This window comes from Salinibacterium sp. SWN139 (assembly GCF_015864625.1).
Classification (GTDB): Bacteria; Actinomycetota; Actinomycetes; order Actinomycetales; family Microbacteriaceae; genus Rhodoglobus.
The window spans coordinates 474,869-489,247 of sequence record NZ_JADYWV010000001.1; the positions used below are offsets into that span (position 1 = coordinate 474,869).

Sequence of the window (14,379 nt, forward strand, 5' to 3'; positions counted from 1 at the left end):
CGCTGGGCCGCCGACGACTATCGTGGAATGGTGACTGAACCGAACCCCAGCGTCGAGCTGTCGACCAACGGCGTGGGGCCCTGGCAGGGCGAATGGCCCACTGACGCCCACTACGATCCTGCGCTGCTCGAACGCGGGGATAGTCGCAACGTTATTGACCGGTATCGCTACTGGAACATGGAATCGATCATTGCCGATCTTGACGTGACGCGGCATCCGTTCCACGTTGCCATCGAGAACTGGCAGCACGACATGAACATCGGTTCCATCGTGCGCAGCGCCAACGCGTTCGGTGCCGACACTGTGCACATCATTGGGCGGCGGCGCTGGAACAAACGCGGCGCCATGGTCACTGACCGCTACCAGCACGTGCTGCATCATCCAGATGTCGCGGCCTTCGTCGAGTGGACTGAAGCGAACGACCTGCCGATCATCGCGATCGACAACGTGCCCGGCAGCGTCATCATCGAAACTTTTGACATCCCCAAGCGCTGCGTGCTGCTGTTCGGCCAAGAGGGCCCCGGGCTCTCTCCCGAAGCAATCGACGCTGCCACGGATGTCGTGGAGATCAGCCAGTTCGGTTCAACCCGATCCATCAATGCGTCAGCCGCGGCTGCCGTAGCGATGCATAACTGGATTACCCAGCACGTCAGCTTCACGAAGTAGGCCCGCGCGACTCGATCGGGCCCACTTCGCTTTGCCGTTAGTCCCTTACGACTACCGCGACGGGCGCGATGATCATTCGGTGGTGTCCGGCAACTCGTGATTCACCGGTCACCGTGAGCGATAGCCCGTCCGTTGCGGTGTCGCTTGACGTTCCGACGCTGAAGATCAGCTCGCCCGGCTCGACAATGCGCTTCATCTCGATGCCGGTGTAGGCGCTGAGCTCAGGGCTGATCGTGAACGAGACGTGCGCCGTTTCGCCCGGTTCGAGGGAAACGCGCGCGAAACCGACGAGCTTCTGAACCGGTCGAGCCACGGTAGCAACGGGGTCGGAAAGGTAGACCTGAACGGTCTCGGAGCCGGCGGACGCGCCCGTGTTCTTCACGTCGACGGACACTGTGGTCGCGCCGTCGATGTCGACCGTCTCATCGGCGAGCACAGCCGGGGAGAGCGAAAACGTGGTGTAGCTGAGCCCGTGACCGAACGCGAATGCCGGTGAGGTGGACTGGTTGGAGATCTTGTCGATAGTGCGGGTGAGTGGCGCTCCCAGGTAGAGGTGTTGTCCGCCGCCCGTCGTGAGGGGAATCTGAACGGGGAGCTTTCCCCCGGGGTTCACGCGACCGCTGAGCACGCCAACAATTGCGCCGGCACCTTCTTCGCCCGGGATGAAGGATTGAACCGCAGTGCGCACGCGATCACCGTACGTGAAGGCGTAGGGGCGCCCGCTGTTGGTGACTAGAATTACTGAAGCTCCGGTGTCGAGCACCGCATTCACGAGTGCTGCCTGCGTGCCGGGGAGCGCGAGATCGACGGCGTCGCATCCCTCACCAGAGGTTCCGCGCCCAAACATTCCGGGCAGGTCGCCCACCGTCAGAATGACCACGTCTGCGTCCCGTGCCAGTTCAACGGCTCGCTCGAGGTTGCCCGTCTCCGGGCCGAGAATGCTGGCGCCAGCCTCGTGGGTGACGGTCGAGTGGGGGAACTCGGCGCTCAGGGCGTCAAGGAACGACGGCACCTCGATGCCCAGTCCGAACTGCGGGTAGCGCGGCAGTACGTGCACGGGATAGGAGTAACACCCGAGCAGTGTTCGAGGATCGGCAGCCATGGGGCCAAGCACGGCAATGCGCCCGGAGAACTCGGGGGCGAGGGGGAGCAGGTTGTCATCGTTGCGCAGCAGCACGATGGATGCTTCGGCCACAGTGCGCGCAAGGGCTCGGTTGTCAGCGGAGTCGAGGTCGATGACCCGACCGCCCGTTTCGGGGTTTTCGTCAAGGAGACCCAGCTGTGCTTTCTGCAGCAGCACGCGATGAACCGCGCGATCGACAAGAGCTTCGTCCATCTCTCCGGAGCGCACCGCTTCGACGAGGGGAGGGAAGCACATACCGTTGGGGAGCTCGACATCCATGCCGGCCGCGAGCGACAGCGCGCCAGCAGAAGCGGCGTCAGCGGCAACCCCGTGAGCGCTGGCGAGGAAAGCGATGGCCCAGTAGTCAGAGATGACCGTTCCGGTGAAACCCCACTCGTCGCGAAGGAGTTCGGTGAGTAACGCTCGATCAGCGGCAATGGGAACGCCGTCAATATCGCTGTACGAGTTCATGACCGAGCGCACGCCGCTGTCACGCACCGCAACCTCGAACGGCACCAGCATGACATCCGCGATCTCACGCGGACCCGCCGAGACGGGGGCGTGATTGCGCCCCGAGGCTGACGCCGAGTAGGCCACGAAGTGCTTCAACGTGGCGATGAGGCCACTGGCCTCCAAACCGCTGGTGTACGCGGAACCGACGGCGGCCACGAGTACCGGGTCTTCGCCGATCGTTTCCTCAACGCGACCCCAGCGGTAGTCGCGCACGACATCCAATACCGGTGAGAGGCCCTGATGTATCCCGAGAGCCCGAAGGTCGGCGCCGATCGTTTCGCCCACCTTCCTGGCAAGAGCGGGATCGAAGGTTGCTCCCCAGGCGAGCGGAGCCGGGTAGACCGTCGCCCCCAATGAGTTGACGCCAGTGAGGCACTCTTCGTGGGCAATAACGGGGATGCCGAGCCGCGAAGCATCCACGACCAGTTGTTGCTTTTCTTTCAGCCGTTGAGTGACCTCGGAAACCGTTCCCGGCTCAGTGCCAATGACGCGGGTGAAGTGGCCGAGCCCAAGCGGGGCAACCTGATCGAACGGCGGGCGGGTGGCACCGAGAGTGTCTTGCATCGGGGCAACGACTTCGCCGGCACCACGCTTGTCAAACCAATAGCCGACGAGTTGTGCGACCTTTTCTTCGAGCGTCATTTCCTCCAGTGCCGCGGTTGCGCGCTGCTCATCAGAGAGCGAGGTGTCATGCCAAGCCGCGGAGCGTGTGGGGGAAGAAACGGAGGAGGTCGTCAAGAGTTGTTCCTGTCTAAAGGCGGTGCCGTTGATTCACGGACGACGAGGCGGGTAGCGAGTTCGATGTGGTGGGAGTCAAGATGCTCACCGGCGGCGAGCTGCTGCACGGTGCGAAGAGCCACCCTGCCGATGTCCTGCAACGGCTGATAAACGCAGGTCAGCGGGGGATTCGCCCACGACGCCACATAAGTGTCGTCATAGCCGACAAGGCTCAGGTGCTCGGGAACGCGGATGTCTAGCTGGCGCGCCGCTTCTAGTACGCCCATCGCTTGCGCATCACTCGAGGCGACAATGGCGGTGGGGCGATCGGTGCGACTGAGCAACTCGTGAGCAACGCGTTCAGCGGCATCGTGATCGAAGCTCGTGTGGGTGATGAAATCATCCGGGACGGCTATTCCGGCGGCATCCGCTGCGGACCGAAAGCCATCGACGCGGGCGCGGGCGCTGAGCGATTCAGCCGGGCCGCCAATGATCGCAATGTTTCGGTGGCCGAGGCCAATGAGGTGCTCCGTCGCGCTGCGGCCCCCGATCCAGTTGGTGGAGCCTACCGAAGCGACCGACGACTCATCCATGCGAAGGGGGTCGATGAGTACGATCGGGAAAGCTGATCGAGAGATCGCTTGATGGGTTGGCTCTGACATATCGACCGTGAGGATGATGGCGCCCACCCGCCCCGATCGATTGAGTCGGCGAATCACCTCCTGATCGGATTTGTGGGGACTAGGGCGAAATCGGCCAACGACTACATCAATTCCAGCCTCTTCGGCAGCGAGGGTGACGCCGCGCAAAATTTCCATGGCGTACGGACTGGTGAGTTTGTCGACGAGAAATTCGATCGTCGGGGCTGCGGCCGCGCCGCGCGGGCGACCGGCACCGTACCCGGTCGCTTCGATGGCGACTTCGATTCGGGCGCGCGTGGATGCCGCGACGTCGCTACGGCCGTTGAGCGCTTTTGAGGCGGTAGCGATAGAAACGCCGGCATGCTGCGCGACGTCATTCAGCGTTGGCCGCTGTGCTTTCGTGCTTTCCATGGTGCTCCTAGTCCCGAGATCGAAAGACTATCCAAGAACTCGAAAACTTTCAATAATTCGCTCACATAATTTTGCTGCACTCGGCAATAAATATTTGACAGTACCCGCTTTCTCGCCATAGTGTGACTCTCGAGACACCGAAAGTGCTTCGAAACATTTTCGACAAACAACTCAACGAAGAGAATTGGGACACATATGTTGCGGGCCAAAAAACAAAGATTTATGACTGGCGTTGCGGTGCTAACAGCGGGAGTTCTCGCGCTCACCGGATGCAGCGGCTCCGGTAGCGACGGCGGCTCTTCGACGGCAGTCGTCTGGGGCGTAGAGGGCGGGCAGTCAGCCTCCTACGAAGCAGCGGTTGATCGTTGGAACGAAACCAACCCCGACAGGCCTATCGAACTTCAGATGTTCGGAAACGACGGCTACTCCGACAAGCTCCGCATCGCTCTCGGAGCAGGTCAAGGGCCCGACTTGATGTTCGGCTGGGGCGGCGGAGTGCTCGAGGGCTACGTCGACGCCGGCTACATCGATCCCATCGAAGATCCCGAGATCACCGACCGTTATCTCGATGCCGTGAACGACAACGCCACCTTCGATGGCGCGGTCTATGGTGCTGCCATCAACAACATCCAGCCCGTTGTCATCCTGTACAACAAGGCTGTATTCGAAGAAGTGGGAGCTACTCCTCCCGAATCATGGGACGACCTGATGGATCTCGTTCCGGTCTTCAACGACGCCGGCGTCGCGCCGATCGCGCTGGCTGGAGCGAGCAAATGGCCGCAGCTGCCGTACATCTCGTACCTGGTCGATCGAATCGGTGGCCCTGAGGTCTTCGACGCGATTGTCGCTAATGAGCCCGACGCCTGGTCAGATCCCGCTATCGCGGAATCGATCGACATGATTCAGGACCTCGTCAAGGCTGATGGCTTCAACTCAGACTTTGCCGCACTCGACTACGGAAGTGGAGCTGCGGATGCACTGCTCTACACCGGCAAGGCCGCAATGATGGTCGCTCTTTCTCAGGCCTACTCAAACATTCAGACCAAGGCCCCTGATTTCGTCGACAGCGGCGATCTGGGCTACGTCACCTTCCCCACTGTCGGCTCAGGTTCGGGAGACACCACAGACCTCGTCGGAAACCCGTCGAACTACTGGTCGGTAGCGTCAGCGGCGACAGACGCTAATAAAGCGACTGTCACTGACTTCCTGGCGACCGAAGTGATGAACGACGCCTACATTGGTGAGGTCCTTGAGCGCTCTGCCGTTCCCGGGGTAAGCGACGCGAAAGACCTGATTGACCAGCGCGACGACGCCGACTTCCAGTCGTTCGTCTTCGATCTGTCGGATGACGCTGCGAACTTCCAGCTCTCCTGGGACCAAGCACTATCACCCGCTCAGGGCGCCGAACTCACGGTTCAGCTCGACCGAGTGTTCCTGCAGGAAATCGACGCCGACGAGTTCATGCAGCTCATGAACGCGACAATCAAGTGACGACCGTAACAACGACGACGGGGGGCATCCGTGCTCCCCGTCGTGGGTCGGCGCTCGCGGCTAGACAACGGTCGGGCGGGCCGTCACTCTGGTTCCTTCTTCCCGCAGCGCTCCTGTTCGGTGGCTTCGCCATCCTGCCGTTGCTGGGAGCAGTAGTTCTGTCGTTCACGCAGTGGAGCGGGCTCGGCACGCCGCAGTGGCTGGGAGCCGACAACTGGCTCTGGTTCGTCACAGACCCAGTGACCTACACGACGCTCGGCATCACGTTCGCCGTGATGTTCGGCAGCCTGCTTGTTCAGGGCCCGATCAGCATGCTTCTTGGCGTCTGGATCGCGCGCTCGGGAGGGTTCCGATCCTTCGCCGGACTCATCTTCTTTGTCCCGCTTCTGCTCTCGTCTGCGGCGGTAGCGCTCGCCTACAAGAACCTGCTTGACCCTAACTTCGGACTCTCCACGCAAGACGGCTTCGGATGGCTCGCGCATAACTGGCTCGGAGATAAAAACACGGTGCTCATCATGGTGATTCTGGTGATCGCGTGGCACTTCGTTCCCCTTCACACGCTGCTGTACCAGGGCGGTGTGCGTCAGATCCCCGCTTCGCTTTATGAGGCGGCATCGATCGACGGCGCCGGCAAAATCATGCAGTTCTTCACGATCACCGTTCCGCAGTTGAAGTACACCATCGTGACGTCATCCACGCTGATCGTGGTGGGATCGTTGACCTACTTCGACCTCATCTTCGTGATGACAGCCGGTGGGCCGGGATACGCGACACGCGTGCTGCCGCTGCACATGTACCTCACCGGGTTCCGCTCGGCAGAGATGGGCAAGGCAAGCGTGATTGCCACGGTTCTCGTGCTGATTGGGCTTGTGCTTTCGCTTGCGCTGACGCGCTGGAGCGGGTTCTCGAAAATGAAGAGTCAACAGGAGGGAATGTAATGAGTACCACCACTTCAGTGGATCCCGTGCGGGTCACTGCACCTCCCGTTACTGCACCGCCGACTAAGTCTGCGCCCGTGCGCCGGCGGCCATCGTTGTTCAGTAAGCACACCAACATTCCTGGCGGTCTGGGTGGCGCGCTCTGGCTGATTATCGTTGTCATCCCTCTCTATTGGGTTCTGACCACTAGTTTCCGCAGCAGCACTACCTTCTTCTCCGACGCACCGTTGTCGCTTCCCTCCGAGCCGACGCTCGCCAACTATGTCAAGGTCTTCGACTCGGGATTCTTCGGGTACTTTACGAACTCGGTCATCGTGACGATTGCAGCCGTCATTATCGCCGTGTTCGTCTCGCTCCTGGCGGCGTACACAATTGCGCGAAATACCCACGTCGTGTCACGGACTGCATTTTCGCTGGTATTGCTCGGCCTCGCCGTTCCGCTCCAAGCGGCAATCATCCCTATCTTCTACATGCTTTCTCAGATGGGGCTTTACGACACTTTGCTGGCCCTGATCATTCCGTCAGCCGCCTTCGCAATTCCGATCACCGTGGTCATCCTGGTGAACTTTCTCCGGGATATCCCCGGTGAGCTGTTCGAGTCGATGCGTCTCGATGGCGCCACCGACTGGACGATGCTGTGGAAGCTTGTGCTTCCGCTGTCGCGTCCGGCCTTGATTACGGTCGGCATCTATAACGCTCTGGGTGTCTGGAACGGATTTCTCTTTCCGCTCGTGCTCACTCAAAGCCCATCCGTGCGGGTTCTTCCGCTTGCGCTCTGGAGCTTTCAGAGCGAACTCACGGTGGACGTTCCCGGGATTATGGCCGCAGTGGTCATGTCGATGATCCCGATCTTGACCTTGTACATCTTCGGGCGTCGACAGCTCGTTGCAGGCTTGACGGCGGGATTCGGAAAATGAGCGACAATTCATCAACAGATTCAACGTACGCCTCGAGCGCATCGTGGCCCATTGCCGCTGCGATGCTCCCCTTCGCAGCGAGTCAGGATGCTAGCCCCGAGGCGTGGTTCGATCAGCTCGCCCAGGTGGCATTCGAAGGTATCGATAGCGTCGACGTCACCGACAACTGGGTGCAGGCGGGCGATCTTTCGTCGGCACGACTCGAGGAACTGTCGGCCGTTATTGCAGAAGCTCACCTTCGACCGATTGCAATCTCAGCAATACGACGAAGCGTGATCGACCCGGTGGCTGGCGACGACAACCTCGCCTACAGCCATCGCACCCTCGACGCTGCTGCCAAGCTTGGCATCCCGCTGGTGAGTTTCGGGCTGCACCGACCACTCTTGCCAGGACAAAAGACTTCGCAGTGGTTCTGGACCGAACCCGGGCCGGTTGACGATCAAGACGACGCGACCTGGGATCTCGCGACCACGCGCATCCGCGAACTCGGCACGCACGCCGCCGACCTCGGAATCGCAGTCTCGCTGGAGATGTATGAAGACACGCTGATCGGCACTGTCGATGGCGGCCTTCGACTCGTCGAGTCGGTAGGCCTCTCCAACGTCGGCCTTAACCCCGACCTTGGCAACATGTACCGACTGCATCGCGATATCGAGGACTTTCTCGAAGCAAGCGCGCGCTGCGCCCCGGTGTCTAACTACTGGCACGTCAAGAACTATTTTCGAGACGAAGATCGCGAGCGTGGCTTCGTCACCACGGTGCCCGCGCCCATGGAGTTCGGCTCGATGAACTACCGGGCCGCCATCGCTGCGGCGATCGCTGCGGGTTTCGCGGCACCGTTCTGTGTCGAGCACTACGGCGGTGATGGCCTGTCTGTCGCGGCCCGCAACGCAGACTACGTGCGCCGCATGATTGCGGTCGCACTCGGAGAAGCACGCACCGCCGTGCGCGGATTGGAGAGCTGACAATGACAAACGTGACGGTAATCGGACTCGGCGCGATGGGGCTGCCGATGGCAACCCACTTGACTAAATCCTTCGACGTGAAGGTGTACGACATCAACCCTGTTGCGCTCAACAAAGCCGCAGCGGCCGGGGCTACACCGGCGTCGTCACTCGAACAGGCAGCGGATGGTGCCGACGTCGTCGTACTGATCGTTCGCGATGCAGCACAGCTTCAGTCCGCATTGTTTGGAACCGGCGGAGTTGTGGACGGGCTAGCGCCCGGATCAGTCGTAGTCATCACATCGACTGTCGGCGAAACCGCCCTAGTGCGCGCTGCCGACCTTCTGCACGCACGGGGCATCCTCTGCGTAGACGCCGCCCTTTCCGGTGGCCCGGTTCGGGCAGAAACCGGCGACCTCCTGATCATGGTCGGTGGCTCGCCTGAGGCACGGTCGGTAACCCAGCCGGTACTCGATGCGCTCGGTTCGACCGTGTGCGTCGTGGGCGACAAAGTTGGCCAAGGCCAGCAGCTTAAGGCCGTCAATCAGCTTTTGTGCGGCATCCACACTGCCGCTGCGGCAGAAGCCCTTGCCCTGGCGCATCAGCTCGGTCTTGACCTCGACATGGTTATTGACGTTCTTGGCGCGGGCGCTGCCGCCTCGTTCATGTTCGCCGACCGTGGTCCGCGTATTGCGCAGCAGCTACGCGGGGAAACCCCGCCGTTGCGTTCGCGACTCGACGTGATCGGCAAAGACATGGGTATTGTCGGCGACGTTGCCCGCGAGCGGAAAGTCAGCGTTCCGTTGGCGAGCGCGGCGGAGCAGCTGTATCGCATGGGCGAAGCAGCGGGACTTGCTGCAGAAGACGACTCGATCATCAGCACTCTTTTTGCTGCGAGCGACAAATGACCGTTCTTTTCAACGACCCTTCAGACTTTGCCGAGGATGCTCTCGACGGCTTTGTAGAGCTCTATGCCGATCGCCTGTCAGGAGTACCCGGTGGTGTGGTCGCGCATCGCCGCGGTGAGCCCAAGGTTGCTGTTGTTATCGGTGGCGGATCGGGCCACTACCCGGCATTCGCCGGTCTTGTTGGCCCCGGCTTTGCGACCGGTGCCGTTGTCGGCAACATCTTCACCTCCCCGTCGGCCGCACAGGTGTATTCGGTAGCGAAGGCTGCGAATGAGGGCCGTGGTGTGGTTTTGAGCTTCGGCAACTACGCCGGAGACGTGATGAACTTTGGAATCGCGGCTGAGCGTCTGCGCAGCGAAGGAATCGATACGCGGGTTGTGCTCGTGACGGATGACGTGGGCTCATCGCCCGACGCGGATCAACGCCGTGGAATTGCCGGCGACTTTACGGTCTTCAAAGTGATGGGTGCTGCCGCAGCGGAAGGACTCTCACTCGACGAGGTTGAGCGTCTTGGCCGGGCTGCGAACGACTCCACTCGCTCACTCGGTGTTGCATTCTCTGGATGCACGATGCCGGGTTCAGCCGAGCCGCTGTTCTCCATCCCGTCCGGCTCGATGAGCGTTGGGCTCGGAATCCATGGCGAACCAGGGGTGCGCGACGTTCCGCGGCTCACCGCCGATGAACTTGCTCGATTGCTTCTCGATGGTGTTCTGAGCGAACGGCCTGTCGGAGACTCGACCCGCGTCGCTGTCATCCTCAACGGGTTGGGAACGACGAAGTATGAAGAACTCTTCGTCGTGTGGAAGGCGCTTTCGCGATTGCTGAAGGATGCTGGTTTAGCGGCAGTAGGAGTTGAGGTCGGAGAACTCGTAACGAGCCTCGACATGGGCGGCTGTTCGCTCACCCTGATGTGGCTCGATGAAGAACTCGAGCGCACCTGGACTGCTGACGCTTACACTCCGGCGTACCGAAAGATCAGCGCGGGCCTCGACAAGCTGACCCCGGTCGAGCCGGGAGCAGCATCGATCGCTCAGGCCTCCGCCCCAGAATCTACGGAAGCATCGCGGGCGCTGATGCCCCTGCTGGTGGCTGCAGTCTCGACCGTTCGCGCTGTCCTGCACGACAACGCTGTCGAGTTGGGCGACATCGATGCGGTCGCAGGTGACGGGGATCACGGCCGCGGAATGGTCAAGGGTATTGACGCCGCTGCAGGAATCGTCGACAACTCAACGTCGGGAGGCGTTGCCGGGAACCTCCGCCAAGCCGGGCGCGAGTGGGCCACACGCGCCGGCGGAACCTCCGGAGTTCTCTGGGGTGCCGGCCTTGAAGCCGCAGCGGAAGCGATTCGCGATGACCGTCTTGAGTACGACGCCACTGTCGTAACGGACGCTGCCGAGGCATTCCTCGAGGCTATTCAGCAATTAGGCGGAGCTGAGGTGGGCGACAAGACATTCGTCGACGCGCTCGTGCCGTTCATCCACACTCTCAAGCGCGACGTAGACCGCGGTGAGGAGCTCAGCGCTGCCTGGAGTAACGCGGCCGATGCTGCAGCACTAGCAGCAGCAGCCACAGAGAGCCTGACGCCCAAGAAGGGCCGGGCTCGACCACTCGCCGAGCGCAGCATCGGAACACCCGACGCTGGCGCAACCTCATTCGCGTTGATCGTTGGAGCACTCGCTCAACCCCGCACAGCCTGGAAGGCAGATTCATGAGCACTACGACCCCGCTGATCCGCGTCGTTATCGGTAGCGACGACGCCGGATTCGAGTACAAAGAGATATTGAAGGCGGATCTCGAAGCCGATCCGCGTGTAGCCTCCGTCGTCGACGTCGGAGTCTCCGAAAGCGAATCCACGGCGTATCCGCACATTGCAGTGGATGCCGCTCGCCTAGTTGCCGCTGGCGAAGCCGATCGCGCTCTCCTCGTGTGCGGCACTGGTCTTGGCGTCGCGATCGCCGCCAACAAAGTGGAAGGGATCCGTGCGGTGACTGCCCACGATTCTTTCTCTGTGGAGCGAAGCGTTTTGTCGAATAATGCCCAAGTGCTGTGCTTCGGTCAGCGCGTTGTCGGGCTTGAACTCGCACGACGCCTGGCGCGGGAATGGCTCGGCTACACCTTCGACTCGTCGAGTGCCTCCGCCGAAAAGGTCGCAGAGATCGAACGCTACGAACTGCGTCCCTCTGTCTGATTAGCGGTTTCCCGCACATCCGCCACTCGCCTCCCGGGCTCGGCGGCACAACTAAAGGAGTCGGTTCGAGTGGGAATCGCAGCAACGAGATTAACGGTCGGGGTGGCCACGCCCCTCAGCGAAGAACTGTGTGCGCTGATCGAATCGTTGGAACCGCGCGTGCAACTGATTCGCGACCAGTCGTTGTTGCCTCCGATGCGATTTACGGCGGACTACGCGGGCGATCCTGACTTTCGTCGCACAGCGCAGCAGCAGTCGCAGTTTATGCAACTGCTCAACTCTGCCGACGCCCTCTACGGAATCCCCGATCTGTCGACGCCTCTGCTGAAAGAGGTCGTGCAGCAGAATGACCGTCTTCGCTGGGTTCAGACGATGGCGGCGGGCGGTGGAGCTCAGATTCGAGAAGCGGGCTTCACGCGGCACGAGCTCGATCGGGTGGCGTTCACCACCTCCGCGGGAGTGCATGGCGGGCCGCTCGCGGAATTTGCGTTATTCGGGTTGCTGGCCGCGAGCAAGTCGCTCCCTCGGCTGCTTCGGCAGAGCCAGGCACACGAGTGGAGCGAGCGGTGGCCGATGGCGCAGCTCAGCGACCACACGATACTGCTGCTCGGACTCGGCGGGATCGGATCGGCGCTCGCCGAAAAGTTGAGTGCGCTCGGCGTCCATGTCATCGGGATGAGCCGCCGCGGCGAGATGGTTCCCGGAGTCGCCGAGATCATCGAACCGCACAACCTGCCCGCGGCGATCCAACGCGCCGACGGAATCGTGGTGTCGTTGCCAGGCACGCCCCACACCGAAAAGCTCGTCGACGCCGAATTTTTCACAATGGTTAAGCCCGGTGTCACTGTGGTCAACGTGGGGCGCGGCAGCGTGATCGACGAACAGGCTCTCATCGCTGCGCTCGAAGACGGTCGTGTCGGCTTTGCGGCGCTCGACGTCGTAGAAACAGAACCTCTGGTGAAGTCGAGCCCGCTCTGGGAGATGGACAACGTGCTGCTGAGCCCGCACACTGCAGCGCTGAGCTACGCGCAGGAAGAGCAGATTGCGCGACTCTTCGCTCGAAATGCCAGCGCTTTCCTGGATGGTCGTCCCCTGCGCAACGTCGTCGACACGGTGCATTTCTACTAACGCTGCTCTCTCGGCGGCCGTCGCGATGCACAATGGAGTAATCAGCACGTCAGCTTCACGAAGTAGGGAACTATGACACAGCCCGCGAAAGTCACCATTATTGGCGCCGGAATCGTAGGGCTGTCAACGGCCTGGTTCTTGCAGGAGCGTGGCGTGGAGGTCACCGTGCTCGACCGCACGGGCGTTGCCGCTGGTGCTTCGCTCGGTAACGCCGGCTGGGTTGCTCCCGCACTGACACTTCCGCTGCCGGAGCCCTCGATCTTCAAGGTCGGCATCAAAGCGGTTATCGACCCCACCTCGCCCGTGTACGTTCCGGTCGCCGCCAACTCGACGCTGCTGCGCTTCCTCGCCGGCTTTGCGCGTCACTCGACGCCCAAGATGTGGCGCCGCAACATGGTCACGTTCGCCGAGATCAACAAGTGGAGTCTCGAATCCTTCGACCGGATGGAAGACGGCGGAGTCTCTGCAGCCCTCAAACACGCCGACCCCTTCCTTGCTGCTTTCACTAATGAATCCGACCGCCGTGTCATCACCCACGAATTCGATGAGGTCGCGGCCGGCGGCGGTCACGTGAGCTTTGAGAAGATCACCGGCGACGAGCTGCGCGAGTTTGAGCCGAGCGTCTCCAAGCTCGTGACGCATGGGCTGCGCGTGGATGGCCAGCGTTTCATCAACCCTCCCTCGTTCATGGAGGTGCTGGCGGCATCAGTGCGCGCTCGCGGAGCCACGATCGTGGAAGGCGCGAAAGCGACCGGCATCCGCGACCTCGGTGCTGCCGGAGTTGCCGTTGATGTCGAGGGCCAGAACGCTGTGCTCAGCAACGAGGTCGTCATCGCTACCGGAACCTGGCTTGGCGACCTCGCCCGCCAGTTTGGCGTGCGCCAAGTCGTGCAGTCAGGTCGCGGCTACAGCTTCAGCGTGAAGCCACCCGTGATTCCGACGCACCCGATCTACCTGCCCGCCCAGCGCGTGGCCTGCACTCCCCTCGGCGACCGGTTGCGCGTGGGAGGCATGATGGAATTTCGGTCGGCCGAAGCGCCCGCCGACTCTCGCCGCATCCAGACCATCGTTAACGCGGCCAGCCCCATGTTTGACGGCGTCGACTGGGACGCCCGCGAAGAAGAATGGGTCGGCTCACGCCCCTGCACTCCCGACGGACTGCCGCTCGTGGGCGGAACGCGCTCGCCGCGGGTGCACGTCGCCGGCGGTCACGGCATGTGGGGAGTCACCCTCGGACCGTTGACGGGCCGGATTCTCGCCGACTCGATCACCGGTGGCGACAAGCACCCGCTGCTCGACGCTTTCGACCCGCTGCGCTAACGTTCGCCGTCGAGCTCGTCGGGGCTGCGCTGCTTCTCAGTACCGTGCACCGTGTCAGGTCCCCGTTCGGTCTCTGTCGCCGGTGAAGCTTCAGCGTCGCACTCGGGCCCGGGCGGCGACTCGGGCTGTGGACGTCGCGGGCTGGCGTCGGCTTCACGCACCCGATCGACCAGCTCTCGCCACGGGCCGACGAGCTGCTGCTCGGGGATGACGGCTTCGTGCGGTTCGCAGTGGATTTCATAGGTGTAGCGGTCGGGCATCGTGTTCTCGGTCGGATGCTCGTTCCACGGGATTTCGGAGATGAGCAGATACCACTGGTCGGGGTCCGGCTGCTCGTCGACAACGACAGCCCACTCCACGCGTCGGCCGAGGAGCCCTCCGCTTCGCCACACCTGTACCTTCACACGTGCATGCTATCCGGTTGTCGTGCGGGCGAACAGGGTGCGGTACCCGAGATCGTAGGCCTCCAGAGGC

General features: G+C 62.0%; 13 protein-coding genes. 10 read left to right on the top strand and 3 right to left on the bottom strand.

Annotation, left to right across the window (positions count from 1 at the left end; translation table 11 throughout):
• The first annotated feature begins 27 nt into the window (after positions 1-27).
• Positions 28-666: a TrmH family RNA methyltransferase gene (locus tag I6E74_RS02190; RefSeq protein ID WP_197122612.1), complete on the top strand. Its 639-nt coding sequence runs from the start codon at positions 28-30 to the stop codon at positions 664-666.
• A 37-nt stretch (positions 667-703) separates the two neighbouring features.
• On the opposite strand, the gene I6E74_RS02195 is transcribed toward I6E74_RS02190, so the two are convergent.
• Positions 704-3,040: a beta-glucosidase gene (locus I6E74_RS02195; protein ID WP_197122614.1), complete on the bottom strand. Its 2,337-nt coding sequence runs from the start codon at positions 3,038-3,040 to the stop codon at positions 704-706.
• Entirely contained in the window at positions 3,037-4,071 is a 1,035-nt protein-coding gene (locus tag I6E74_RS02200; RefSeq protein ID WP_197122616.1) for a LacI family DNA-binding transcriptional regulator, read from the bottom strand. Before I6E74_RS02200 ends, I6E74_RS02195 begins: the two co-directional genes overlap by 4 nt.
• A 222-nt stretch (positions 4,072-4,293) precedes the next feature.
• Here I6E74_RS02200 and I6E74_RS02205 point away from each other — a divergent pair, with 222 nt between their 5' ends.
• The 9 genes from I6E74_RS02205 (at position 4,294) to I6E74_RS02245 (ending at position 13,905) form a co-directional block, all read left to right on the top strand.
• On the top strand, positions 4,294-5,562 hold the full coding sequence (locus I6E74_RS02205) for an extracellular solute-binding protein (RefSeq protein ID WP_197122618.1): 1,269 nt from the start codon (positions 4,294-4,296) through the stop codon (positions 5,560-5,562).
• A complete protein-coding gene (locus I6E74_RS02210; protein ID WP_197122620.1) occupies positions 5,559-6,500 on the top strand; it encodes a carbohydrate ABC transporter permease in 942 nt (313 codons plus the stop codon). Before I6E74_RS02205 ends, I6E74_RS02210 begins: the two co-directional genes overlap by 4 nt.
• On the top strand, positions 6,500-7,417 hold the full coding sequence (locus tag I6E74_RS02215; RefSeq protein ID WP_197122622.1) for a carbohydrate ABC transporter permease: 918 nt from the start codon (positions 6,500-6,502) through the stop codon (positions 7,415-7,417). Before I6E74_RS02210 ends, I6E74_RS02215 begins: the two co-directional genes overlap by 1 nt.
• A complete protein-coding gene (locus tag I6E74_RS02220) occupies positions 7,414-8,382 on the top strand; it encodes a sugar phosphate isomerase/epimerase (protein WP_197122624.1) in 969 nt (322 codons plus the stop codon). Before I6E74_RS02215 ends, I6E74_RS02220 begins: the two co-directional genes overlap by 4 nt.
• 2 nt (positions 8,383-8,384) lie before the next feature.
• Positions 8,385-9,269 (top strand): NAD(P)-dependent oxidoreductase, encoded by an 885-nt coding sequence (locus I6E74_RS02225; protein ID WP_231600515.1) that lies wholly within the window; start codon positions 8,385-8,387, stop codon positions 9,267-9,269.
• Complete coding sequence (locus I6E74_RS02230) at positions 9,266-10,981, top strand: dihydroxyacetone kinase family protein (protein ID WP_197122626.1); 1,716 nt, start codon at positions 9,266-9,268, stop codon at positions 10,979-10,981. The genes I6E74_RS02225 and I6E74_RS02230 overlap by 4 nt, the downstream gene beginning before the upstream one ends.
• Positions 10,978-11,457, top strand: a complete 480-nt coding sequence (locus I6E74_RS02235) for a ribose-5-phosphate isomerase (protein ID WP_197122628.1) — start codon at positions 10,978-10,980, stop codon at positions 11,455-11,457. The genes I6E74_RS02230 and I6E74_RS02235 overlap by 4 nt, the downstream gene beginning before the upstream one ends.
• Before the next feature lie 69 nt (positions 11,458-11,526).
• Positions 11,527-12,585, top strand: coding sequence for a D-2-hydroxyacid dehydrogenase (locus tag I6E74_RS02240; protein WP_307784199.1), 1,059 nt, complete (start codon positions 11,527-11,529; stop codon positions 12,583-12,585).
• Positions 12,586-12,657: 72 nt separating this feature from the next.
• Complete coding sequence (locus I6E74_RS02245; RefSeq protein ID WP_197122630.1) at positions 12,658-13,905, top strand: FAD-binding oxidoreductase; 1,248 nt, start codon at positions 12,658-12,660, stop codon at positions 13,903-13,905.
• Here the strand turns inward: I6E74_RS02245 and I6E74_RS02250 are convergent.
• A complete protein-coding gene (locus I6E74_RS02250; RefSeq protein WP_197122632.1) occupies positions 13,902-14,309 on the bottom strand; it encodes a protealysin inhibitor emfourin in 408 nt (135 codons plus the stop codon). The genes I6E74_RS02245 and I6E74_RS02250 overlap by 4 nt on opposite strands.
• Positions 14,310-14,379: the final 70 nt, after the last annotated feature.